Origin of the sequence: Banduia mediterranea, assembly GCF_031846245.1 — a bacterium.
GTDB lineage: Bacteria > Pseudomonadota > Gammaproteobacteria > Nevskiales > Nevskiaceae > Banduia > Banduia mediterranea.
This window is the reverse complement of sequence record NZ_JAVRIC010000002.1, coordinates 1-22,759: the sequence shown is the minus strand read 5'-3', so window position 1 is coordinate 22,759 and position 22,759 is coordinate 1. Positions and strand designations below refer to the sequence as shown.

At 61.0% G+C, this 22,759-nt stretch carries 23 protein-coding genes and 2 pseudogenes; 13 read left to right on the top strand and 12 right to left on the bottom strand.

The window, feature by feature from the left end; all coding sequences use genetic code 11:
* Positions 1–182 precede the first annotated feature (182 nt).
* Positions 183–689, top strand: coding sequence for a dihydrofolate reductase (locus RM530_RS01560; RefSeq protein ID WP_311363448.1), 507 nt, complete (start codon positions 183–185; stop codon positions 687–689).
* The gene (locus RM530_RS01555; protein WP_311363447.1) at positions 686–1,951 is read left to right on the top strand and encodes a POTRA domain-containing protein; all 1,266 of its coding nucleotides are present in this window, start codon (positions 686–688) and stop codon (positions 1,949–1,951) included. Before RM530_RS01560 ends, RM530_RS01555 begins: the two co-directional genes overlap by 4 nt.
* A gap of 31 nt (positions 1,952–1,982) precedes the next feature.
* On the opposite strand, the pseudogene RM530_RS18595 reads toward RM530_RS01555, so the two are convergent.
* The 6 genes and pseudogenes from RM530_RS18595 to RM530_RS01530 form a co-directional block, all read right to left on the bottom strand.
* Positions 1,983–2,105 (bottom strand): annotated as a pseudogene (locus tag RM530_RS18595) (hypothetical protein); the annotation flags it as partial.
* Positions 2,106–2,404: 299 nt separating this feature from the next.
* Positions 2,405–2,845: a nucleoside deaminase gene (locus tag RM530_RS01550; RefSeq protein ID WP_311363446.1), complete on the bottom strand. Its 441-nt coding sequence runs from the start codon at positions 2,843–2,845 to the stop codon at positions 2,405–2,407.
* Entirely contained in the window at positions 2,845–4,020 is a 1,176-nt protein-coding gene (locus RM530_RS01545; RefSeq protein ID WP_311363445.1) for an ABC transporter permease, read from the bottom strand. Before RM530_RS01545 ends, RM530_RS01550 begins: the two co-directional genes overlap by 1 nt.
* 10 nt (positions 4,021–4,030) lie before the next feature.
* Positions 4,031–5,179 (bottom strand): ABC transporter permease, encoded by a 1,149-nt coding sequence (locus RM530_RS01540; RefSeq protein WP_311363444.1) that lies wholly within the window; start codon positions 5,177–5,179, stop codon positions 4,031–4,033.
* Positions 5,179–5,865 (bottom strand): ABC transporter ATP-binding protein, encoded by a 687-nt coding sequence (locus RM530_RS01535; protein WP_311363443.1) that lies wholly within the window; start codon positions 5,863–5,865, stop codon positions 5,179–5,181. The genes RM530_RS01540 and RM530_RS01535 overlap by 1 nt, the downstream gene beginning before the upstream one ends.
* A gap of 73 nt (positions 5,866–5,938) precedes the next feature.
* Positions 5,939–7,165: an efflux RND transporter periplasmic adaptor subunit gene (locus RM530_RS01530; protein ID WP_311363442.1), complete on the bottom strand. Its 1,227-nt coding sequence runs from the start codon at positions 7,163–7,165 to the stop codon at positions 5,939–5,941.
* A 271-nt stretch (positions 7,166–7,436) separates the two neighbouring features.
* On the opposite strand from RM530_RS01530, the gene RM530_RS01525 reads away from it, so the two are divergent.
* Positions 7,437–8,162: a cytochrome b/b6 domain-containing protein gene (locus tag RM530_RS01525; RefSeq protein ID WP_311363441.1), complete on the top strand. Its 726-nt coding sequence runs from the start codon at positions 7,437–7,439 to the stop codon at positions 8,160–8,162.
* 114 nt (positions 8,163–8,276) lie between these two features.
* Here the strand turns inward: RM530_RS01525 and RM530_RS01520 are convergent, their stop codons facing one another.
* The 3 genes from RM530_RS01520 to RM530_RS01510 all read right to left on the bottom strand — a co-directional run bounded on the left by RM530_RS01520 (position 8,277) and on the right by RM530_RS01510 (position 11,615).
* A complete protein-coding gene (locus tag RM530_RS01520) occupies positions 8,277–9,131 on the bottom strand; it encodes a transposase (protein WP_311363440.1) in 855 nt (284 codons plus the stop codon).
* A 361-nt stretch (positions 9,132–9,492) separates the two neighbouring features.
* The gene (locus RM530_RS01515) at positions 9,493–10,434 is read right to left on the bottom strand and encodes a peptidoglycan-binding domain-containing protein (protein WP_311363439.1); all 942 of its coding nucleotides are present in this window, start codon (positions 10,432–10,434) and stop codon (positions 9,493–9,495) included.
* Positions 10,435–10,454: 20 nt separating this feature from the next.
* Entirely contained in the window at positions 10,455–11,615 is a 1,161-nt protein-coding gene (locus tag RM530_RS01510; protein ID WP_311363438.1) for a peptidoglycan-binding domain-containing protein, read from the bottom strand.
* A gap of 160 nt (positions 11,616–11,775) precedes the next feature.
* On the opposite strand from RM530_RS01510, the pseudogene RM530_RS18905 reads away from it, so the two are divergent.
* Positions 11,776–11,976: pseudogene (locus tag RM530_RS18905) on the top strand (MATE family efflux transporter); the annotation flags it as partial.
* 94 nt (positions 11,977–12,070) lie between these two features.
* Here RM530_RS18905 and RM530_RS18900 read toward each other — a convergent pair.
* Complete coding sequence (locus tag RM530_RS18900) at positions 12,071–12,853, bottom strand: transposase (protein ID WP_432276071.1); 783 nt, start codon at positions 12,851–12,853, stop codon at positions 12,071–12,073.
* Here RM530_RS18900 and phoU point away from each other — a divergent pair.
* Positions 12,740–13,423: a phosphate signaling complex protein PhoU gene (gene phoU / locus RM530_RS01495; RefSeq protein WP_432276070.1), complete on the top strand. Its 684-nt coding sequence runs from the start codon at positions 12,740–12,742 to the stop codon at positions 13,421–13,423. The two genes, RM530_RS18900 and phoU, sit on opposite strands and share 114 nt — an antisense overlap.
* 24 nt (positions 13,424–13,447) lie before the next feature.
* Here phoU and RM530_RS01490 read toward each other — a convergent pair whose 3' ends face one another.
* Positions 13,448–16,183 carry a protein kinase domain-containing protein gene (locus RM530_RS01490; protein ID WP_311363435.1) on the bottom strand — a complete coding sequence of 912 codons (2,736 nt, stop codon included), beginning with the start codon at positions 16,181–16,183 and terminating at the stop codon, positions 13,448–13,450.
* 212 nt (positions 16,184–16,395) lie between these two features.
* On the opposite strand from RM530_RS01490, the gene RM530_RS01485 reads away from it, so the two are divergent.
* The 8 genes from RM530_RS01485 to RM530_RS01455 all read left to right on the top strand — a co-directional run bounded on the left by RM530_RS01485 (position 16,396) and on the right by RM530_RS01455 (position 22,019).
* The gene (locus RM530_RS01485) at positions 16,396–16,578 is read left to right on the top strand and encodes a hypothetical protein (RefSeq protein ID WP_311363434.1); all 183 of its coding nucleotides are present in this window, start codon (positions 16,396–16,398) and stop codon (positions 16,576–16,578) included.
* 19 nt (positions 16,579–16,597) lie between these two features.
* A complete protein-coding gene (locus RM530_RS01480) occupies positions 16,598–16,912 on the top strand; it encodes a hypothetical protein (RefSeq protein WP_311363433.1) in 315 nt (104 codons plus the stop codon).
* A 60-nt stretch (positions 16,913–16,972) separates the two neighbouring features.
* Positions 16,973–17,233, top strand: coding sequence for a DUF4282 domain-containing protein (locus tag RM530_RS01475; RefSeq protein WP_311363432.1), 261 nt, complete (start codon positions 16,973–16,975; stop codon positions 17,231–17,233).
* On the top strand, positions 17,230–18,315 hold the full coding sequence (locus RM530_RS01470) for a hypothetical protein (protein ID WP_311363431.1): 1,086 nt from the start codon (positions 17,230–17,232) through the stop codon (positions 18,313–18,315). The genes RM530_RS01475 and RM530_RS01470 overlap by 4 nt, the downstream gene beginning before the upstream one ends.
* Positions 18,316–18,383: 68 nt before the next feature.
* Complete coding sequence (locus RM530_RS01465; protein ID WP_311363430.1) at positions 18,384–19,832, top strand: hypothetical protein; 1,449 nt, start codon at positions 18,384–18,386, stop codon at positions 19,830–19,832.
* 51 nt (positions 19,833–19,883) lie between these two features.
* Positions 19,884–21,374, top strand: coding sequence for a hypothetical protein (locus tag RM530_RS01460; RefSeq protein WP_311363429.1), 1,491 nt, complete (start codon positions 19,884–19,886; stop codon positions 21,372–21,374).
* 112 nt (positions 21,375–21,486) lie between these two features.
* Positions 21,487–21,831: a membrane protein insertion efficiency factor YidD gene (gene yidD, locus RM530_RS18580; RefSeq protein ID WP_349256147.1), complete on the top strand. Its 345-nt coding sequence runs from the start codon at positions 21,487–21,489 to the stop codon at positions 21,829–21,831.
* The gene (locus RM530_RS01455) at positions 21,831–22,019 is read left to right on the top strand and encodes a hypothetical protein (RefSeq protein WP_311363428.1); all 189 of its coding nucleotides are present in this window, start codon (positions 21,831–21,833) and stop codon (positions 22,017–22,019) included. The genes yidD and RM530_RS01455 overlap by 1 nt, the downstream gene beginning before the upstream one ends.
* Before the next feature lie 100 nt (positions 22,020–22,119).
* Here the strand turns inward: RM530_RS01455 and RM530_RS01450 are convergent.
* Positions 22,120–22,759 (bottom strand): AAA family ATPase (locus tag RM530_RS01450; RefSeq protein WP_311363427.1); only part of this gene is annotated, 640 nt, incomplete at its 5' end.

Genomic DNA, 22,759 nt, shown 5'->3' with positions numbered 1-22,759 from the left:
ATTAGAGGGTGGGTTAGGGCACGAGCGCCACACGGTTATTGAGCGCGAGGCGGTGCGCGTTCAGCCAGTCAGCGCTGTTTGACTCGAGGCGGGTCCGAACGGCTGGGATTGGAGGCAGGCTCTCCGTTGTTTTGACTACAGGCTGAATCTTGCGGGTGATTCCAGAAGGGGATGATGCGGCGATGACCAATGAGCGCAGAGAAGCGGCCAGCCTGAACCTGATCGCGGCGATGGATCGTCATCGCGTGATCGGCCGTGACGGCGATCTGCCGTGGCGGCTGCCCAACGATCTCAAGCATTTCAAGCGACTGACCGAAGGCCGCATCGTGCTGATGGGACGCAAGACCTGGGTGTCGCTGGGACGTCCGCTGCCCAACCGCGACAACTGGGTGCTGACACGTGATCCCGCTTACGTCGCCGAAGGCGCCCGCGTGTTCAATCGGCTGGACGATACGCTAGCCGCACTCGATGGGCGCGAGGCGATGGTGATCGGCGGCGCGCAAATCTATCGCCAGACCCTGCCGTTTGCGCGGCGCCTGTATCTCACCGAAGTGGACGCCGAGGTCGAAGGTGACACCCGCTTCCCTGAATTCGACAGCGGACAGTGGCGCGAGCTGGATCGCCAGACGCACCCGGCCGACGCGCATCACGATCACGGCTACAGCTTTGTGGAGCTGGCGCGCGTATGAGATTCTGGCTGGGCGTGATGCCACTGTTCGCCATGGCCCAGCTGGCATCTGCGCAGACCGCGACCGAGTACCCGCCGATCAAGGCCATCGTCTACGCAGGCAATTCGGTGACGCGCGAGATCACGATGCAGCGCGAACTGTTGATCGCGGTCGGAGAGCCGGCCGATCCCGAGCGCATCGACCGCAGCCGTCAGGCGATCCAGGACCTCGGTTTGTTTCGTGAAGTCTCCGTGCGGCAGGAAGCGCAGGACGATGGTGTGCGCGTGATCTTCACCGTGCGTGAAAAATGGTACGTGCTGCCGATCCCGAGGATCGAGGCCAACTCGGACGGCGACACCGGACTGGGCATGCAGATCCGCTGGGACAACGTCTGGGGGCTCAACCACAGCCTCAGTGCCCTGGCCGTGCGCCGGGACTATCAGCGCGAAGACAAGGACAGCTCCTACAACTACCACTTTGACTACAACATTCCGTTCCTGCGCGGCACACGGAATTCGCTGGCGTTCTCGGCCAACCACAGCAGGCAGACCTCGACCACCCTCGAAGGGGACGAATACCAGGAAAACAAGGAGGGCTTCAGCGTGGTGATGACGCATTCGCTCAACAAAAACGGCCCGCCGTCGCAGGGCTGGAAAGTGGGCGGTGGCCTGCTCTGGAAGAGTCAGACCTCCAGCGGTGAATTCGCACCGGAGCCGGAGGGCTCGGCGAGCGGCCTGATCGGAAAGGTTTCGTACAATGACGTCCACGACCATATCTACAGCCTGACCGGCGAACGTTTTCTCGCCAACATCTCCGGTTCCTGGGATCAGTTGCTGTCCGACTACAGCTACCTCGATTACTACGCACAGTATCGGCGCTACATGCAGGTTGGGCAGGTCGAGCATCAATCGCTGCATCTTCTCGCTGACCTGGGCGGGTATCACGCCGGGCCGTTGTCGCGCGAACCCAAGGCCTTCGAACTCGGCGGGTCGGGCATGTTGCGGGGCTACGATCGCGAAGTGATCGAAGGGGACTTCATGTATTACGGTTCGGTCGAGTATCTGCGGCCGATCCACTGGGACTGGCTGCGCCTGCTGACCTTGTTCGAAGCCGGCAGCGCGCTGCGCGATGTCGACTATCCGAGCAACAAGATCGTCTACGCCTCCCTTGGCGTCGGCCTGCGCATGCAGATCACCTGGTTCGTCAATCTGCAGTTCGAAGTCGGCATGGCCTATCCGCTGGTCAGCGGAGACCAAGTGCGGTTCTTCGCCGGAGCGTTCTAGGGCCGGACATCGGATGTCGCTGAATGCCGGCTCAGAACGCGTTGCGCAGGATCACGAAGGCCACGGCGCTGAGGATGCCGGCCGTCGGCAGCGTGATCGGCTTCATCAGGCCCCAGTTGGTCTGGCGGTTGACCAGACCGATGCCGAGCACCGCGCAGCAGCATCAAGGAAATGATCGTCGCGTCCAGCGCGGCGATCATTGGCACCCAGTTCTCCAGTGCCTTGTGCGCATGGATATCGCTGCGCCGCGGTGATGTTCCGTATATCCCAGCGCCCAGAACAGGAAGTAGGCGGTGCTGGCGAACAGCAGGACGCCAAAACAGTCCCAGTTTCGAGACGCCGGAAAAGCCGCCGGGCGTGTCCGATGAGGCAACGTGATCGGACATGAGACCTTATCCGCGTGGTGATCGCTGCGGCTCGCGCCCGCAGGCCGGCAGGCACGGATCAGGCCGATCAGACGCCGATATCCTCGTTCCAGAGTTCCGGCGAGGCGTGCATGAAACGATCCATCAATGCGATGCACTGTGCGTCCTGCAGCACATCCACCTGTACGCCGCGGCTGCGCAGCAGATCCTCTTCGCCCATGAATGATTGATTCTCGCCGACGATGACATGCCTGATTCCATACAGCAGGATCGCCCCCGAGCACATCGCGCAGGGTGACAGCGTGGTGTAGAGCGTGCATTCACGGTACACCGCGCCAGGGCGACGTCCGGCATTCTCGAATGCATCCATTTCCCCGTGCAGCACCACACTGCCCTGTTGCACTCGGCGGTTGTGGCCACGGCCGATGATCTCGCCCCGATGGACGATGATCGAGCCGATCGGGATGCCGCCCTCGGCAAGACCGTGCTGCGCCTCGGCGATGGCCGCAGCCATGAAGGCGTCGGCCATCAGTTGGCCCGCAGCGCGTCGACGATCGGCAGGCGCGCCGCGCGGATCGACGGAAACAGTCCGCCAATCAAGCCGATGACGCAGGCCCAGATGATGCCGGTCGCGATCAGGCCGGGACTGACAGTCAGTTCGAACACCACTTGGCTGAAGCCGCCGCCCAGGGTTGAAACGGCGTTGCCGTTGAAGAACAACCAGGCGAGCGCGGAGCCGATCAGCCCGCCGATCAGCGACAGCATGATCGCCTCCACGATCACGGATACGACCACCGGCATGGCCGAAAAGCCGATCGAACGCAGCGTGGCGATTTCCACGGAACGCGACGACACCGCCGAGTACATGGTGTTGAGCGCACCGAACATCGCGCCGACCGCCATGATGCCGCCGACGAAATAGGCGAGAAAATTCAGGAGCTGGGTCAGCTGTTCGGACTGCTCGGCGTAGTATTCCGGCTCGGTGCGCACGTCGACCTTGAGCGTGGGGTTGGTCGTCAAAGAATCCTTGAAGCCGGCGAAGCTGTCCGGCGATTCGAGCAGCGCCGTGAGCGATTGATAGCCGTTGCGCCGATAGGCTGAAAGCACCGTTTCGATGTCGCCGAGCAATTCCGATTCGTGACTGTCACCGCCGGTGGTGAAGTGGCCGACCACGGTCCACGAGGAATCCCGAAATGCGATTTCATCGCCGATCTGCAAATTCTTGAACTGCTTGGCGGCGGAGGCGCCGGCGATCAGTTCGCGCACCGCCGGTTCGAACATGCGGCCCGCCACGATCTCCAGTTCCGGCCGCAGCGCCTGCAGCTTGTCGCAAGTGCCGCGCAGCGTGACATTGGCGTCGGAATCGTCGGCAATGGTCTTCATGCTGATGATGGTGACGGCCTCGCCGCAGCCGATCGGCTTGCCGTCGGCGTTGCGGCGGATGCCGGGCGCGTCGAGCACGGTCTGTACGTCTTCGCGTGCGAGGCTGCTGTTGATTTCGGCCTGCGATCCGCCGCGCAGGACCAGAGCACGGTCCGCGCGGCCGGTGTTGCTCACCGTCTTGTGAAAGCCCACGGCCATCGCCAGCACCGACACCAGTACGGCGACCACGCCGGCGATACCAATGACGATGACCAGCGAGGTGCCGAGGCGCTGCGGAATCGCGCGCAGGTTCATCAGGGTTACGGCTAGCGTCTGTTTCATGCGGTATTCCTCAACGACCGGCCAGTGCGTCGACGATGGAAAGACGCAGTGCCCGCGATGCCGGCATCAGCGCGATAACCAGCGCCAGCATGATCGCGGCACTGATGCCGGTGACGATCACCTCACGTTGCAGGCTGGCCTCGCCGATGAAACCCTTGAGCGCCGGAAAGGCCAGCGCCGACAGTCCCAGACCGATCAAGGCGGCCAACAGGCACAGCATCAGCGCCTCGATGACGACGAAGCTCACGACCTTACCGTCCGAGAAGCCCAGGGTCTTGAGCACCGCCAGCTCCGGAATGCGCTCGCGCACGGATTGCATCATGGTGTTGCCGGTGAGGAACAGCAGCGTGAAGAACACCGCACCGAGAATCGCGTTGACAATGAAATTGATGTCGCCGAACTGCTTGATGAACGACTGCTGGAATTCCTTCTCGCTCTGGGTCTTGGTCTCCGCCGAGGAGTTGGCGAAGCGCGCATCGATGGCCTTGGCCACTTCGGCGGCGCGGGACGGATCGCTGAGCTTGAGGAAATACCAGCCGACCGTGCCCTTGGTGAAGGCGCGGGCTTCCTCGAAGTATTCGTAGTTGAAGTAGAAGCCGTTGGCCTGGTTGGGGTTCTCGGGCACGTCGTAGGTGCCGACGATGTCGAACTCCCAGTTGGAGGTCCCGTCTTCGGCCTTGGTCCAGATCGTGGACTGGATCGGGATGCGATCGCCCACGCCCCAGCCGTACTTCTCCATCAGTGGAATGCCGACCACGGCGCCGGTGCGCGTCCGCTGGAGTTTTTCGATCGCCTCCTCGGAAATCTTCACCTCGGGGACGATCGGAAAGTACAGCTCTGCGTCGACGGGTGAGCCGAACACGAACTGCTTGGGTTCCTGGTAATACGAGCCGAACCACGATGAGTACGCCACCGCCTCCACCCCCGGCACCGACTTGATCTGCGAGAGGTAGGACATCGGCAGCGGTTCGGTCAGCGACACCCGGTTGATCGAGATCAAGCGGTCGACATTGGCCAGTTCCACGCTGTGATTGATGGCACTGTTGACGCCCTGGAGCATGCCGAACAGGAAGAACGCGATGATGATCGACAACAGGGTCAGCAGGGTGCGCGCCTTCTTGCGCCACAGCGTTGCCCAGATCAGCGGAAAGTACTTCATCACGCCGCTTCCGTGACCAGCCGGCCCTTGTCCAGATGCAGCGTGTGCGTCGCGTACTCGGCTGCCTTGGGGTCATGCGTGACCATGATGATGGTCTTGCCGTGCGTGCGATTGAGTTCCTGCAACAGCGTCAGGATCTCGTCGGCGGTCTTGCGGTCGAGATCACCGGTGGGTTCGTCGCAGACCAGCAGGGTGGGGTCGGCCACCAAGGCGCGGGCAATCGCCACCCGCTGCGCCTGACCACCCGAAAGCTCGTTCGGCTTGTGTTTTGCGCGATCCTTGAGGCCGACGATGTCCAGCGCGACTTCGGCGTTCTTCTTGCGCTGGCTCGCGGAAAGCTTGGTCAGCAGCAGTGGCAGCTCCACGTTGCGCTGCGCGTTGAGCACCGGTAGCAGATTGTAGAACTGGAACACGAAGCCGACGTGATGTGCGCGCCAGGCGGCCAGTTTCGAGGACGACAGCTGATCGATGCGTTGCCCGTCCACGGCGATCGAGCCGGCGCTCGGCTGGTCGAGCCCTCCGATCAGGTTCAGCAGGGTGGTTTTTCCGGAGCCGCTGGGCCCCATCAGCGCCAGAAAGTCGCCGCGCGCGATCTCCAGATCCAGGGCTTCGAGCACCTGTACCGTTTCCTTGCCACGCGTATAGGACTTGGTAACGCCGCTCAGGCTGACCAGAGTGCTGTTCATCGATGTGCCCCTTCCAAGGGTGCCGCTGTTCAAAAACGCTGCCGAATCGCGAAACGATAGCCTCGATTGATGACTATTCGCCAATCCGGATCGTGCTGCCATCGCTGAGTTGATCGAGCGGCCCCAGGGCCACGCGATTGCCCGGGCTCAGGCCGGCGGTGACCTGCACCCGTTCGCCGCGCTTGATGCCGGTGGTGACGGCGCGTCGTTCCACGCTGTCGCCGCGAATCAAATAGACCACCTTGGCGCCGCCGTCGTTCTTGATGGCCGCCGCGTCGACCAAAACGCCTTCGAGCTTTTCACCCTGGGGCTGCTCCTCGCCGAGAAATGCCACCCGCACGCCCATTTCCGGAAGGATCCGCGCGTCCTTTTCGAGAATCTCGACGCGGACCTTGATGGTTGCCTTGCTGCGGTCTGCCGTCGGAATCACCGCGATCACGCGGGCCGGAATCTTCCATTCCGGATAGGCGTTGAGGGTGGCGGTGGTTTTCTGACCGGACTGCACGCGGTTGATGAAGTTCTCGTTGACATCGACCTCGATCTCCAGCGAGTCCATGTCCACGATCGTGCCGATGCCGGTGCGAGTGTAGCCGCCGCCGGCCGACAGCGGCGATACGATTTCGCCCACCTGCGCCGCCTTGACCGTGACCACGCCAGCAAACGGTGCGCGCACCGTGGTTTCGTCGAGATTGCGCTGACTCACGTCGACCTGACGCTGTGCGACACGCACGTTCTCGCGGGCGGTGGCGAGCTGCGCCTCCAGCGCCTCCGCTTCGGCCTGCGAGGTATCGAGCAGCGACTGGCTGACCAGCTTGCGTTCGGCCAGCTCACGATTGCGCCGCAACGTGCGCTGCGCATCGTCGAGCTGCACCTGCAACTGGCGCAGCTCGCTGCGGGAAGCCTCCAGGCGGGCGCGCGACAGATTGAGCTGGGCGCTCTCGGTCGCGTCCTCCAGCTCCGCCATGATTTCGCCGGCCTGCACGTGCTGGCCTTCCTCGATCAGCACCTTGGTGACCTTGCCGGTGATCTTGGCCGAGACCGTGGCTTGACGGCGCGCCACGACATAGCCCGAGGCGTCGAGCACCGATCCGGCTGCGGCGCCGGACGAGGCCGCCAGCGCCACCGCGCTGCGGACCTCGATCGCCTTGTCGCGCCCGAACACCAGCGTCCCGCCGATGATCAGCGCGATCAGGAGCAAGGCCAGCACGCCCCACATCCACACCCGCGAGTGGCCGTCATTGGACGGCGGATCGCCACGGTCGATCTTGAGTGAAGCCAATAACTCGGATTTGTCGCTCATGACGACAGTGGCGCCCCATCCCTGAATATGCCGACGATTATGCCGGGCTGGCGCTTGGGCACACAGGGACGGCGTGCTCGAAAGGGGATTTTTCGCGCAAAGGCGCCAAGATGCAGTGCAAAAAGGGAGACAGATTTATTGAACGGAAGATAAATCTGTCCATGAGGTTTCCAGGTTTCCCGTCCTTGGTACGCCGTGCATTGACTCGCATCAAGGCGCTGCCCGTCAGATCCTTCAGTATGTGCGCGGCATCCTTTCAGGGACGGACGCAATGAGCGAACTGCGAAGCTATCGGGTATGGGACGCGCCGACCCGGTGGTTCCACTGGATCAATGCCCTGTGCGTGATTGGGCTGGCCGCCATCGGTCTGGTGATCCTTAATGGCGGCACACTGGGCGTCAGCAACGCCGGCAAGATTGCGCTCAAGACCGCGCACGTCTGGATCGGCTACGCGCTGGTGATGAACCTGTGCGGGCGGATCGCGTGGGCATTTGTCGGCAACCGCTACGCCCGCTGGCAACAGGTGCTTCCGGTAGGGCGTCAATACGTCGCCAGCCTGCGCGGCTATCTCGCCTCGCTGGCCGCGGGCCGGCCGCAGCACTACCTCGGACACAATCCGCTCGGGCGGATCAGCGTGGCCGTGCTGCTCGCGCTGCTCTTGCTGCAGGCGTTGACCGGGCTGCTGCTCGCCGGCACGGACATTTACTATCCGCCGCTCGGACACTGGTTCGCGCAGTGGATCGCTGCGCCCGGCGTGGAGCCTTCGGGTCTGGTGCCCTACTCGCCCGAGATGTATGACAAGAAAGCCTACGCGAGCATGCGCGCCTTGCGCAGTCCATTCGCGACGGCCCACGTCTACGGGTTCTACGCCCTGCTGGTGATGGCAGCGCTGCACATCGCAGCCGTAGTCATCACCGAGCTGCGCGAAGGTGGCGGCATCGTTTCCGCGATGTTCACCGGCCGCAAATTCCATGCAGGCAAGCCGACGGACGAATAATGAATAACGCAAGAGCCTCTTGCGAAATTCCCGAACGAGGCTGATTTTCTCACCGGCGATTTCTAGCGGAACTTGGGGTCAGGAACTTGGGGTCAAGCATAGCGGAACTTGGGGTCAAGTCTTGCTCCTTGACGAAATCCGCCGATCGACACCTCGCGCGATCCGGCTTACGGTCGAATAGTGCAGACCGAAGTGCGTGCCGATCTGTGGCAGTGTGTAGGTGCCGCTGTCGTAGGCGGCACGGATCGCGGCATCGCGGTGCTTGTGCTCGCGCTCGTATGCTTTCAGCGATTTCACTCGGCGCTGCGCCTTGGGGACTTCACGGGTATTGGACCCGGCTTGCGCCGCCATGCGTTCGACGAACAACTCGTCGCCCAGAAAGATCTGATTGCGGACCGTGGCATCCAGATCGAAGCCATCGTTGACGCCGTCTTTTACAAATCGAGCATAAGCATTGCGTGTCCGCCCCGGGGTCTTGCCGAAGGATTCGAGCGTAGCCTCGACCGCCAGCCAGTCGGGAGGCGACTCCTTGCCGATCATCGCCCGGTAGCTGCTCCAGAGATAGCCTTCGACATCGGCGACGAGACCTGCCCGTACGGGATTCAGAACAACATAGCGGGACACTTCCAGCAGGTAAGCGTCGCGATCGACGAGCACCGCTTTGTAGCGCCCCTGCAGCACATGCCCCACACGACCGTGCCGGCGATTGAAGGCTTGCGTGTAAACCCCGTTCACTTCGCGCATGCCGCGCGACAGGGAGGGACTCAGCGTTTCGATCAGCAGGTGATAGTGGTTGTCCATCAGGCACCAAGCCCACACACGCCACTGCTGTCGCCCGCAGACCCGGCCGAGCCCGTCGAGAAAGGCGGCGCGATCCTCGTCACTGAGGAAGATTGCTTGACGGGCATTGCCGCGCGCCATCACGTGATGGATCGCGCCGGGGAATTCGATGCGTAGAGGACGGGCCATGCGGAGGAACGTAGCGAAGCCAAAGAAGTTTGGCAAGGAACAAGACCTGACCCCGACGTTTGTGAGGCAATCTGGCAAGGAACAAGACCTGACCCCGATGTTATCTGGCAAGGAACAAGACCTGACCCCGATGTTGACCCCGATGTTGCTGGGAAATCGCGCTGTACGGTCGCAATCTCGCTGACGAGACCTATGACCTCGGCAACGCCCTGGATGCCCTGACCACGGTCTACGGTGGTTACGGTCCGCAGCGCAGTTATACGGCATGGAATTGCAGTGGCGCTGGTTCTGACGCGCGTCCGATCGCGGCCAGGCCGCTGCGGCATAGGCGATTGCGCTCGCGACGCTGATGCAGTGCTGCTTAACGAGAGGCGACCCTGTCCAGCTTCACGCCGAGCGCTTCGGCGGTTTCCTGGGTGACGCCGCCGACGGCATAACCGCGCCGCAACTGGAACGCCTGCAGAGCTTCGGCTGTACCCGGTCCGAACACACCGTCCACCGCGCCCGGATCGAAGCCGGCACGCTTGAGATTGCGCTGCAGTTCCACCACCAGGGCGGGTGTGGCATTGGTCTCGCACAACACCGCGCGCACTTCCACGCGCCCTGGCTGAGCCAGAACCTCGTGGCGCTCGATGCGGTACTCCGCCGGAACCTCCACGCGAATCCTGCGCGCCGGCTCGACCATTTCCTTGATTCGGCGCGTACGCCAACCGGCCGGCACCTCCACCGTCTTGGTCACGGCCTCACTGACGACGAGCTTTTCGCGCACGGATTTGTACTGGGCCGGCATCTCGCGTATCTCGGTGCGCGCCGGCTCCACCAGCTTGCGGCGGCGCTGCACGAGGAATTCGGCCGGCGCCTCGACCAGACACATGGCATCGGTACTGCCGGCGTTCGGTTGCACCACGGTTCCGCCGCCGACCGGAACGCGCTCGTCGACCCAGCGATAGCGAGCCGCGATCTTGACTTCCTGAGGTCCGGCTTCGCGCACCAGCGTCTGCACTTCGCGGGTTTCGGTCACGGCTGGCGTCACCGTCACGGTGCGGGTATAGGCCTTGCCCCAGACCTTCTCGGTCCGCGTCTCGTAGACCGGCGGAATGGATTCGGTGCGCGTACTCGCGGCGGTTTTCAGAACCTGGCGTTCCACCGGGCGATAGCTCGGCGGCACATGTACCAGCGCCCAGCATTCGCCGGCCTGCGCATCGGCTGGCGCGGCCGGCGGCAGCGGCACGCCATCCTCGAACGCAGCCCAGACCGGCCCCACGGCTGCGAACAGGCCGAGGGCCAGCAGTCGCGGTCCCAACAGGCTAGAGCCTGACCCGTTCATCGCATCTGGCGGGAAACGCCGAGACGATCGAGGGTCTCGCTGGTCACACCGCCCAGAGCCAGACCGACACTGTTCTGATAGGCGCGCACTGCCGACATCGTGGCCGGACCGAGCTTGCCGTCGATCTTGCCGGGCGAGTAGCCGGTATTGGCCAGTGCGCGCTGCAGATCGCGGATCGTATCCGCCGCGGCATTGGTTTCGCACAGCACCGAACGCCATTCCAGGCGGCTGGACGCCACCTCGACCTGACGCTCCACCGTTTCATATTCGGCGGGGATGACGATGCGTCGTTCCTGTGCCGCGGACACCAGTTTGCGCACGCGTACGGTCTCGTACTGTGCGGGGATCGTCTCGCGGCGGATTTCCGCCGGCTTCACCAGTTCCTGGCGGCGCACGGTCTTGTATTCGGCCGCCGTGGCGGTGCGACGCGTAGTGGCCGGCGCGTCGATGACCTTCTTGCGGATCGTGCGATATTCGGCCGGCACCTCCACCAGGCACATGATCTCGCCGGTGGCATCGTTGACCTTCTCGATCAGGCCGCGGCCGGGCTTCCATACCTGGGTGGCCGGCTTGACCATTTCGCGTTCTTCGACCCAATGAAACCGAGCCGGCACTTCCTCGACCGTTTCACCGGCCGGTGTGACCAGCACGCGATCTTCGGTCCAGCGGTACTGCGCCGGCGCCACTTCGATGATGCGCTCGCTTTCCGGCTTGACCATCACGCGCTGTTCCACCCACTCATAGCGCGCCGGTTCGATTTCGATGCGCTCGCTTTGCGGAGACTTGAGCACGCGCTCGCTGGTGGTATCGAAGCGCGCAGGGATCACCACGCGGGCATAGCATTCGCCCGGCTTGGCGAGTACCGGCAACTCCAGACCGCTGGTCGGGCTCGCCGAAGCCACTGGCGCCGGCGGACGCGCCGGTGCGGGCGGCAGTGGCCGCTGTGGCACGGCATCGGGGGGCGGGGAATAGATTTCGCGATAGTCGCTGGAGCGATCCTTGCTCGCCATCGGGTCACGATCGACATCGGCGCGGCGATAGACCGGCACGGTCCCCGATTCGGCCTCCACCGGAGCGGTCAAGGCTTCATTGGTGGCGCAGGCCGACAGTGTCAGCAGTGCCAGGCCCGTGGCCGTCAACCTTCCCCGAATACCCATTTGAGATACGACTCTCTGATCGAAGTCCCAAGACTAGCCCTTGGGGCATGCGGCAACAATGGTCAAAAACGCCTGATCGCCGCAGTCGACGTTCAATACCAACACCGTTGGCGTCTGCTGGCTTCACGGTCCGCGCGTCCGTTTCGCGATAGGCTGAGACATGCTCCTGTTTCCGACACGCGACCGCACGGCTTCGGTTCTGGGGATCGCCTTGCCGATCATCGGCGGGCTGATGTCGCAGAACCTGCTCAATCTCGTCGATACCTGGATGGTTGGCGCGCTCGGCGCGCCGGCGCTGGCGGGTGTCGGCATCGCCGGTTTCGTCAATTTCATGGCCTTCGCCACGATCATGGGCTTGTCCGTTGCGGTACAGGCCACGGCCGCACGCCGTTATGGCGAAGGTCGCCGCAGCGACACGGCACGGCCACTCAACGGCGGCCTGCTGGAACTTGGGGTCAAGTCTTGCTCCTTGACGAAACCCGCCGATCGACACCTCGCGCGATCCGGCTTACGGTCGAGTAGTGCAGACCGAAGTGCGTGCCGATCTGTGGCAGTGTGTAGGTGCCGCTGTCGTAGGCGGCACGGATCGCGGCATCGCGGTGCTTGTGCTCGCGCTCGTATGCTTTCAGCGATTTCACTCGGCGCTGCGCCTTGGGGACTTCACGGGTATTGGACCCGGCTTGCGCCACCATGCGTTCGACGAACAACTCGTCGCCCAGAAAGATCTGATTGCGGACCGTGGCATCCAGATCGAAGCCATCGTTGACGCCGTCTTTTACAAATCGAGCATAAGCATTGCGTGTCCGCCCCGGGGTCTTGCCGAAGGATTCGAGCGTAGCCTCGACCGCCAGCCAGTCGGGAGGCGACTCCTTGCCGATCATCGCCCGGTAGCTGCTCCAGAGATAGCCTTCGACATCGGCGACGAGACCTGCCCGTACGGGATTCAGAACAACATAGCGGGACACTTCCAGCAGGTAAGCGTCGCGATCGACGAGCACCGCTTTGTAGCGCCCCTGCAGCACATGCCCCACACGACCGTGCCGGCGATTGAAGGCTTGCGTGTAAACCCCGTTCACTTCGCGCATGCCGCGCGACAGGGAGGGACTCAGCGTTTCGATCAGCAGGTGATAGTGGTTGTCCATCAGGCACCAAGCCCACACACGCCACTGCTGTCGCTCGCAGACCCGGCCGAGCCCGTCGAGAAAGGCGTTGCGATCTTCGTCACTGTTGACCCCGATGTTCTGACCCCGACGTTCCTGGAAGTCCAGATCGACGCGGCATGCACCCAGCTCCTGGTGCGGCGACAGCCGACGGCCGGAGACCTGCGCTTCGTCTACGCGGTCATCAAAACGAGCACCCAGCTGGAACGGGTCGGCGACGAGGCCGCGAAGATCGCCCGCATGACGGTCCGCCTATGGCGCAAGCGGCGGACCCGCGAGCACATGTTCCTGGTCATGCACCTGTCGCGGCAGGTCCAGGAAATGGTGTGCGACGCGGTCCGCGCCTTTGCCGATATGGATGTCGAAAAGGCCGTGGCGGTGGCAAGGCAGGATCAGGTGGTGGATCGTGAATACGAGGCCCTCATGCGCCAGCTGATCACCTACATGATGGAAGACGTGCACAAGGTCGGCCCGGTGATCGACATCATCTTCTGCGTGCGCGCGCTGGAGCGCATCGGCGACCATGCCAAGAGTATTGCCGACGATGTGATCTACTTCGTGCGCGGCGTGGACGTACGGCACGTGCCGCTGGAGGTCCTGGAGCAGCGCTTGCAGCTGCCGGAAGGAAGCAGCCAGGATTCCAGTTGAGCCGCGCGGGCTGATGACACAAATCTATTGTGCGCGTGCTTCGCGCGCAGTGGCCCAGGCGTTGCGATACACCGCGATCGCCTCGGGATCGCCGTTGAGCTGAACCAACTGGGGAATCGCCGTCTCGAAGAGTGCGTTGGCTTCATCGTATTGTCCCTTGCCGACTAGGGCGATCCCGCGGATCGCATCCAATCGCGCCACCCATTCCGGCTCCGACATGGCGGTGGTCAGTCGATCGGGCTGCAGGCTGACCAAAGTGCTCAGTGCCCTGTCATACCGCCCCTCGCGCGCGTCGACTTCCGCATGAAAGACGCGGAATGCCTGTGAGGCCGCGTCCTCGTTGCCGAAGGCTACGCGCAGCCGTTCGCCGACCTCGGCGACGATCGCCAGACCGCGCTCCTCGTTTCCGCATTCGTACTCCTTGAGACCCAGGTTCCCCCGCTCGATCAGCGCGAAGCGGCTGTTCGCACCCATTCTTTGTGCAGACCCGGCGCTGACCTCGTGCATCAGCGCGAGCGCGCGCTCGCAATCGCCCAACTCGTCGTAAATCGCCGCCAGTTGGGAGCGGATATTCAAGCTGGTGCGCGAATGGGCGCCGGTCGCCGCAAGCGAGTCACTGAGAGCCGTTTGCGCGGCTTCCAGTGCCGCTGCGAAGCGGCGTTGCGCTTTCAGGCTTCTCGCCAGTATCAGCCCGACCGTTGCGCGAAGTTCTTGGCCGCCGCGGATTGGCGTCCGGCGCATTTCGTCGAGCAGAGATTCGGCTTTTCGCATCGCGATCTCCGCTTTCCCCTGACGCAGCAAGACCTCGGTAATCTTCGACTCGGTAGCGAAGCGCGCCACATGCGCTTCCGGCTGGAGCTTCCGCTGCAACTCGGCGGTTCTTTCCAGGTACTGCAGGGCCGCGCCACGTTGATGGTTGTTGAAATGGAAGCGGGCTCGCGCCAAGTTCGCACGCAATGCGAGTTGGGAGTCCTCAAGCAGGCGTTGTCCGGCGATCCGGTCGGCCCGGTCCAGAATTTGGTTTGCGTTGTGAACCGACTCGGATGTGCCGATCGCCGACTGCGCTTCGGCCAGGGCGTAGCGCGCGATGAGCGTACGCGCATCTCCCGCCCCGAACACCGATTCGGCCTTTACAGCCGCCATGCCGAAGTATTGCGCGGCATTGCGGAACTGGCTGACCGCGTAGGCGGCGGTACCCATCGCACGCCACACGGCGGCCTGTACGGCCACTTCGCCCGAAAAGCGGTCCTCGACGTTTTCGGCGGCGATTGCCACAAGTTCTTCGATTGTGGGATTTCTCTCGTGTCCTGCCCGGTCGGGGTTGGCGCCGCCGATGATGTCTTCGGTGAGGAAGGAGACCACAGCCTCCGCACGCTTGCGCTCAAGCTCCGCCTGAATTCGCGCCTCCCGGCTCTGGCTCAGCAGCACCAGGGCGATCGCAAGGCCTGCGACCAGCGCAATAGCCGTTGCGCCGACCCACGGCTGTTTGGCGCGCGCGCGCTCCAAGGCTTGCTCCGCCAGCCGCGCGCGCTGCTCCGATTGGGCGATGTGTTGAAGTTCTCCCTTTCGTTGATCCAGCGTGCGTATACGCTCGATCAACTCGGAGACGCTTGCCAGGCGTCGCGCCGGGTTGCCGTCTGTGGTCTGAGCGATGTCTTCCTTCAGCAGATCATGGTCGAGGTCGCGCTCCCAACCGGGCGCCATCGGCCGAGAAAAGTCACCGATCAGCAATTGATAGAGCATCACCCCCAGGGCATAGACGTCGCTTTGCACCGTCGGCGCCTTGCCCGCGATGAGTTCCGGCGCGAGATACAAGGGCGTGCCGCTGCTGCTGGAATCGCTGCCGATCCCCTGTGTCAGGGTGAGGCCAAGATTGGTGATGCCGAGTTCGTCGAGGCGGCCTGGCTCCAGCAGTCGGCTGCTGCCGAAATCGGTCAAGCAGGTATGCCAGTGGCCGCCGTGATCGGTGACGAGAATGTTGCCCGGTTTGAGATCCTTGTGGAGCACGCCCACGCTGTGGGCCGCCGCGACCGTGTCGCAGATACCCAGAAAAAAGGTCAATCGCTCATCGAGGGCCATTCCCTGCAATGCCTGGGTCGATTGCCATTCGGCGAGGCTGATACCGCCGAACGCGCATTCCAGAAAGAAGGGCGCGTTCTCGAAGTTCCAGTCGATGATGCGGACGAAGTCGTCGCGTTCGCCCAGGCTCTCGTGCAGGACGCGGAAGAGCGTCGCTTCGCGTTTCAGAGACGACAGGCGACTGCCATCGGGGCTGAACTTGTAAACCCGTGTCTCGCCCGTTTTGGCGTGTCGTGCCAGCCAGACTTCGCTGCTACCGGAGGGACTGAGCTGTCGCTCCAGCCGGAAATGCTCCCGGCCGGGGACCGCGGCGCCCGGGTTCAAGTCCATCTGGCTGGCGTGACCCCGGCCCACCGCGACGCGCTCCACCGATGCAAGCAGTCGATAACCGACGCGCGGAACCGTAATGATCGCCTTTGCGCCGTCTTCGCCCAGCGCTTTGCGCACTTTTCCCACGGCCGTCGCCAAGACGTGGTCGACCGTCACCCGTCCCTGCCAAACCGTATCGAACAACTCGTCCTTGGTGACGACTTCGCCGGCGTGCCGCAGCAACAGCGAAAGCACCTGGAGCGGCTTCTGCTCCAGGTCTACCGGCAGGCCGGAAACCCGCAATTCCAGCTGTGCCTCGTCGAATTGAACTTCGCCGAATCGCCAACGGTAGTAGGCACCGTTATCGGTCATCGGATGCCCCCCAACTTATCCGGTTCCGATTTGCCAGGGCGCGAGCGTCTTAATTCAGCCGCGTCCGGGCGCATTCGTCACAACCATACCGCGCTTGCCATCGGAGCGGTAGCACGCCGCTTGAAACTTTCTTGAAGGTTTCTTGAGGACGCCTCTGTAGGGCTTGCCGGAGCATTGCCCAATCTCAGGATCGAGGCGAACAGGGGCGGCGCATGAACGTTCGAGTCAACGGAAAAAACTACGAGATTCGCCATTTCACCGGTGAAGTCACGGGAACGAGCAAGGTCAAGGAGACCCGGGTCAGCGGCTCCTTCAGTGGCGGCGCACACCGGAATGCGCCCGTCAGCGGCAGCGTGTCGCCTACAACGGTGAAGCACCACAAAACAAATTCGTAGCTGAAAGGGAGCAGACGTAATGACTTTATTCAATTTTCGCAATTACATAATCATAGCTGCGCTGCCAGCTTTCTTGGCCGCTGCTTTGGTCGCCTGCGGTTCCGGGTTCGAAGGAACCTATACCGACGAAATGGGAATCTCCCAATACGAGTTCAAGAAGGACGGAACCGCTCGTATTGGCGCAATGGGCACGGTGGTGGAGATCGAGTATGAAATTGACGGTGACGAGCTCCGTCTGTTGATGCCTCAGGGCATGACCCAGATTCTCACCCTAGCGGACGACGGGGCGCTGGAGGGGCCGATGGGAATGCGATACAGAAAGGTAAAAGATTAAACATTTAATATGGTGGAATTTCCCGCAGGCCGTTGGGGCCGGAAAACATCGGGGGCAAACATGAAACAGTTATTTTTTTTCCAGTCGATGTTGACTCCGAAGATCATCGTATTCGTCTATTGGCTGCAAGTTTTGGGTTCAATTGTATATGGCTTCGATCATATATTCGGAGGATTCGGCGGCTTCTCATTTTCTCGTCTTTTTTCGGGGTTGATGATCACGACCGGTGCGGTGGTCGCTTCCCGAATTATCAATGAGATCCTGATCGTGATGTTCAAGATCAATGAGGCGCTGCAGGATATCAGGAGCAAACAATCATGAAAATGAAACTATGTAGGCCTTATCGGGCGAAAATTGCAGCGATCATCCTCGCCAGCTCGATGGTTGCCGCGTGCTCGAGCAAGATCGATGCGACCAATGCGGAAACCATGTACGAAAGTCTTTCGGAAATGATGAAAGGTATGACCGAGAAAGAAAAGCGTAGCGTCGGGCAGGATCTGGCGTTGCTGTACGAACATCGGGAATCGGGAATGTCCGAACTTTATCTCGATGATCTTTATGTACAGGAATACTACCAACTGTTTGTTCCCGGCCAAATGGGCAGATCGAGCCAGCTGGAAGTCTACCGGGAGCTGTTGCTTGGCGACAGCGATATCGTGAATGGTAAAAGCGCCAAAGTCTTACGCCAGGAGGCTGACGAAATCAGGCGTCAGTGGTTCAAGGCGCGGCTTGCTAGCGCGCGCGAGCGTAAAACGACCGTTCTGGCAGCCTTGCCCGAGCTGCAGGGTCAACTGGCCGAATACAGGCGGAAACTGGCGGGCATAGAGGCCGAAGAGGCCGCGCTCGCCGAAAAAAAGGAGCAGTTGAATCCCAAGTTGAATTTGATCCAGGTCGGTGCGGATAGGTCCGGGTATTTTGGCAGCAAAATTGCCACGGCAGCCGTGGAGCTGAGCAACTCACTGGACATGCCCATCGATGCGGTCCGAGCAGAGATATCCTTGCTGGAGAAGGGTCGGGACAAGCCAAAGATTTTCGGGGCCGAACTGAAGATGGACAACGGTTCGCTTCCAAGTGGTGAGACGGGCAGAACAAAACAGATATCGATGCGATTGCCGCGAAATGCGAGTCAGGAGATGGGCGACTATTCCGGCAGCGTAACGGTGAAGTGGCTGAGGTTTTCGGGCGAAAGTGAACGATTCGAGTTCAATCCGGCCGGGATGGCCGCGACTGACCTGTGGCGCCTAAAGCAAGGCGCGAAGCAATGTGAAGCACTGGTCGCGGACATCCAAGAATATGAGCAAGAGGTTGGCGCGTACCTGGGTCGAATCGAGGCGCTTTCCGAACGCCCTGAGGAGATCGAACGCATGCCCACGATTACCTCGGTGCGTAAGCTTGAGTGTTGAAAGCGCTAAACGGCCATCGATCTTGGCGGTGCTCGCGCGGCGCCACGTCCCGGCAAAGTGGAATAAACATGGCGTTAACTTCATTTCTTGGCGCGCGATACCGCCGCGCTCTGCTTTTAATACCGACATTGTCCATTCTGGGTTTGGCAGGCTGTGCGTCGCAACCGGCGCCTAATAAGCCCCGGCCCTCAATCACGCAGAGCCTTGATCTTTCTATCGAATCTCTGGATGAAATCGGTCTCGGGATATTAGAGCCCGCAAACATTATGGTGCTCAAAAACCCTGGTGCCGAGTGCCTGAACTGGACGCTAAGTTGGGATCTCAGCTACACCCCCCGTTATTCGACACTGGACGAGGAGGCGACACTGGGCGTCAAGCAGGGCTTTCAATCGCTGGCGGTCGACGTGTATTTCCACAAGATCTTCCATTGGATTGTTGTCAAGCAAGGAGATTCGTGGAACTCGAAGGCTGAGCTCAACAACATGATGGATCAGGCAGTGCAGGGAGCTGCAGTGCGGGTTATCGATGAACTGATTAAGGCAGCGGCGGCAGCGGCCAAGCAGTCGCCTCCGGAGTCCGTCGCGTCCGCCAAAACGCTGGCTGTGGACCCGGACCTCTTGCGGCTCGCTCGACGAACCCGTTCTAACGGGAACGACAGGATTGATAAGCTTGTGATTCGGATTGATGATTTTCGCGTGGATGGCGATGGCCTTGAGTTGGGCGCGATCACAGATCTGGTCGCTCGAGTGGAGGGCAAGGCCCGCCCGGGCGCCATCTCCTATGCATCCCGTTACCTAGACGTCGTTCAATACTTGGCGACATTGAACCCGCCCGGCGAGATTCGTTGGACGCATCCCGATGCGGGTCAAGTCCGCTTTAGAGCGCGGAATTCAATCGATCCGCGGCGCAGCAACCTTCCGGACGCACAGAAATTCAGCACCGTGATCAGGTTTCTGCGCTCCAAGACCACTGCACCAATCTCCGCCGAAATATCAATACAGCAGTTGCTCGGAAACAAGAATTCGGTTCGTCAGTTTCGAAGCTACGGATTCGATAGAGTGATCTTGAATCCAGAGACCAACAGCTGGCCGGAACTTCGTGGCGCGGTCTTCAAGCACAAGGCACGTTGGTATGGCGACAAGCCTGCAACATCGCCCGGACGTGACTTTCCCGATGAAATTGTGGCTACCGAAAGTCTATACAGAACCTGCCGGAGTCTATACGCGTACTACACGGCGCCGTCATCCACGGGATCAACCCAGATTCCCTGGGCGATGGATTTAGATAACGGCATGATCGGTCGCCAGTTGGATGCCCTGAAAAATTTCAGCTTCTACTCACTACAGGGCGGAATCGAGACCTTGCCTCAGGCTATTGCACAAGCCGAAGAAGTGCGAGAGAAACTGCTGGCTGCCTTCGCCGTGAATGCGGATTCGGTGAGCGTCAATTCCGCGCAGTTCTCAGGGCCGCCACCCATGCGCAAAGTAGTTATCCGCACGATCAAGGATGTTCGATAGGCCATGCGTCGAGCCGCGCCTCCCCGGAGAATCATAGTTCTGACCGTCGCGATGATGATCGTCGCGGCGTTGCTCGTCGTCTTCGATCTGGCTGTGCACGCCATGGTTGTTCGGACCTCTCACAGCCCAGATCTCATTGTCGAGGAGGCGCGGATATCACTGTTCTCTAAGGTCCTCAATGTCTTGCCGCTAATCCTCTGGCTTCTGACGGTTGCACTAACAATTTACGAATTGAAACGTGCCGCGTCCGAGCAAACAGCCTGGAACCTGTGGACCGCGATAATCACGGCCATGTTCGGGCTGACCTTAACTCTTATACTCGCGGCGGCGCCCCTGGCGTTCTCAAGTGCACCGGATTTCATGGTCAAGAAGTTTACGAGCGAGAAATCCAGGCTATCCATGACGCGCTCGAAAGCGACCTTGGACGGGATTCGAAGCTATGACTCAGTAGAAGTCAATACGATCTCCAGCCGTGTACTCTCAGACGATTCCCCCGCATCCCGCGTGTTTTCCATTATTTTCCCTGTGACGTTATTCGGTGCGTCGGAGGTGGAACAAGAAATAGCCTTAAGAATCACCGACATTATCTCCACGCCCGCCATAAATAATGTAGGAATTGGTCTTGGTGACGCTCAAGAAAAATATAGGGATGGACGTTCAAGGATTGCCGCCGCGTTCAAGAAATACAAGTCACGTAGCGAGTCATACGAGCGGTCCATTTTGGTGGAACAGCTGCGTGCCGATTCGCGTCTGCACTGGAGCACGGCATATGCCGCGATCCGGTCAGATCGCTCCGCATCGACGCTCTCTAATCCTGCGGAGGTCGCCAGCTATCAGGCCATTGCAAAGGGAATCAGCTATGACGCTGCATTTTCGAGTCTCAGGCCAATACTCGAGCGCGAAGCAATGAACCGTTGGCGGCGGTCGGCATTCGGGAGCCTGGCCCCATCACTGTCATCAAGTCAGTTCTTCGCAACATCGACGGCAAAAAAAATGATGCAAGCTGCAGTTGGGGATGATTTCCAAGACGAATTCATGCGATACCGCCAACTGACAACAGACGAAATCTATGCTCTGCTTACAGCTCGGGCAGTGGAAGACGCATTGGTCGATGTGAAATGTTATTCAGAGGAAAATCTTCATGTTCCGGGTGGGCAATGTTACGCGATGGGACTGCAGTCGTCCGTTGAGGTGATTTCTCCTCTCATACTGATGACATTTTCCTTGATATGGATTTTCGTTGCCGCATCTGAACTTATCGGAGAACTGTTAGGTAAGGGGCTGGGTGTGCCCACGGGCTTGACGGCTATCCTGACGTTCGTGGCACTGGTTGTTTTGGCGCCCCTTGTCGTTGGCCAATTTTCAAACTACAGCGAAATCCAGATCGCCGTACTTGAGCAACTTGCGGACGATGTGCCCGCTTTGATGCTCGTAGGTGTTGATTGGGTCATGAGCGTTGAGCCGGCCCTTGAGTATGGCGGCTTGTGGCTTTACGATCATGCTGGAATTGGGCGGTTTATCGAAATAACCACTTCACAGTAAGACCTGAGAGGAAGGTGCCAAGTCTAAAAGGCAGACGCGGTGCACTCAATCCAAAGGCTATACCCGCCCCCCGATCTGTGCGCGGAACTTGACGGTTAGGCACTACAACCACATGGACACGTTCAAGTTTGATATTGACGAAAAGCTTCGCCCGTCGGTTGAGCGAAATCTTACTGGCACCACGGCGATTGACGCACGGATCGGTGCGCTTCCCGTACCAGAAAAAATCTCACTCGTGAAATTGTTCGTACTTCTACTTCGGGCGTATCGTCGCATAGCACCAAAGGCCCTTCGACGCAGGTGTGTTTTTGATCCCAGCTGCTCTCATTACAGTGAATTGGCTGTGCGGCAACGAGGCTTTGTGCGAGGCTTGGCGCTGACTATAGCGCGATTGCGACGGTGCAAGAGTGGCGTCGGTGGAATCGATTTTATGTATCTTGATCGGGAGGTTGAATAATGGAGTACAAGGTTGAAAGTATCGGCGCAGCCTTTTCTGATAAGGCGATTGCGGCGCTGGGAAAGCGTTTCGAGTCACGCGCCGTGGAAGGCTATAAATTCCATTCTGTGTTTCAGGTCACGCAGCCCGGTTGTTTGGGGCTTGGGCAAGGTACAACCACGTACTTGGCGGTCTACGTTAAGGAGTGACTTCGGCGCAAGTTCCAGGCGCAACGCCTCGCCGAAGGTAGAGCGTTGGGTCGGTTACGACATACAAGCATTTGAGCTGGTGCGCATGGCGGCCAGAGCGTCAGGCGCGGTCGAAAGCGACCGCGCCGTCTTTCAGGCTTACCCGAACCGTGTCGCCGCTGACGAACTGGCCGTCCAGGATCGCCCGCGTCAGCGGGTTTTCGACCAGGGTCTGCACCGCGCGCTTCAGGGGCCGGGCGCCGTAGACCGGGTCGAAGCCGGCCTCGGCGATTCGGTCCAGGGCCCCGTCGTTGAACACCAGGCCGATGCCGCGCTCGGACAGTCGCTTCTTGAGCCCCTCGGTCTGGATCGCGGCGATCGAACGGATCTGCGCGCTGCCCAGCGAGTGGAAGACCACGGCCTCGTCGATGCGGTTGATGAATTCCGGCCGGAAGTGACCGCGCACGACTTCCATGACAGCGGACTTCATGTCTTCGTATCCGAAGCTGCCCATTTCCTGGATGAGGTTGGAGCCCAGGTTTGACGTCATCACGATCACGGCGTTGCGGAAATCCACAGTGCGGCCCTGGCCGTCGGTCAGGCGACCGTCGTCCAGCACTTGCAGCAGGATGTTGAAGACCTCGTCGAGCAGGATCACGGCGTAGGGCCGGCGGCGCACGGCTTCGGTCAGATAGCCGCCTTCCTCGAGGAAGGCCGGGGTCAGGTCGAAGGCCGGGGTCAAGGCCGGGGTCAGGTCTTGC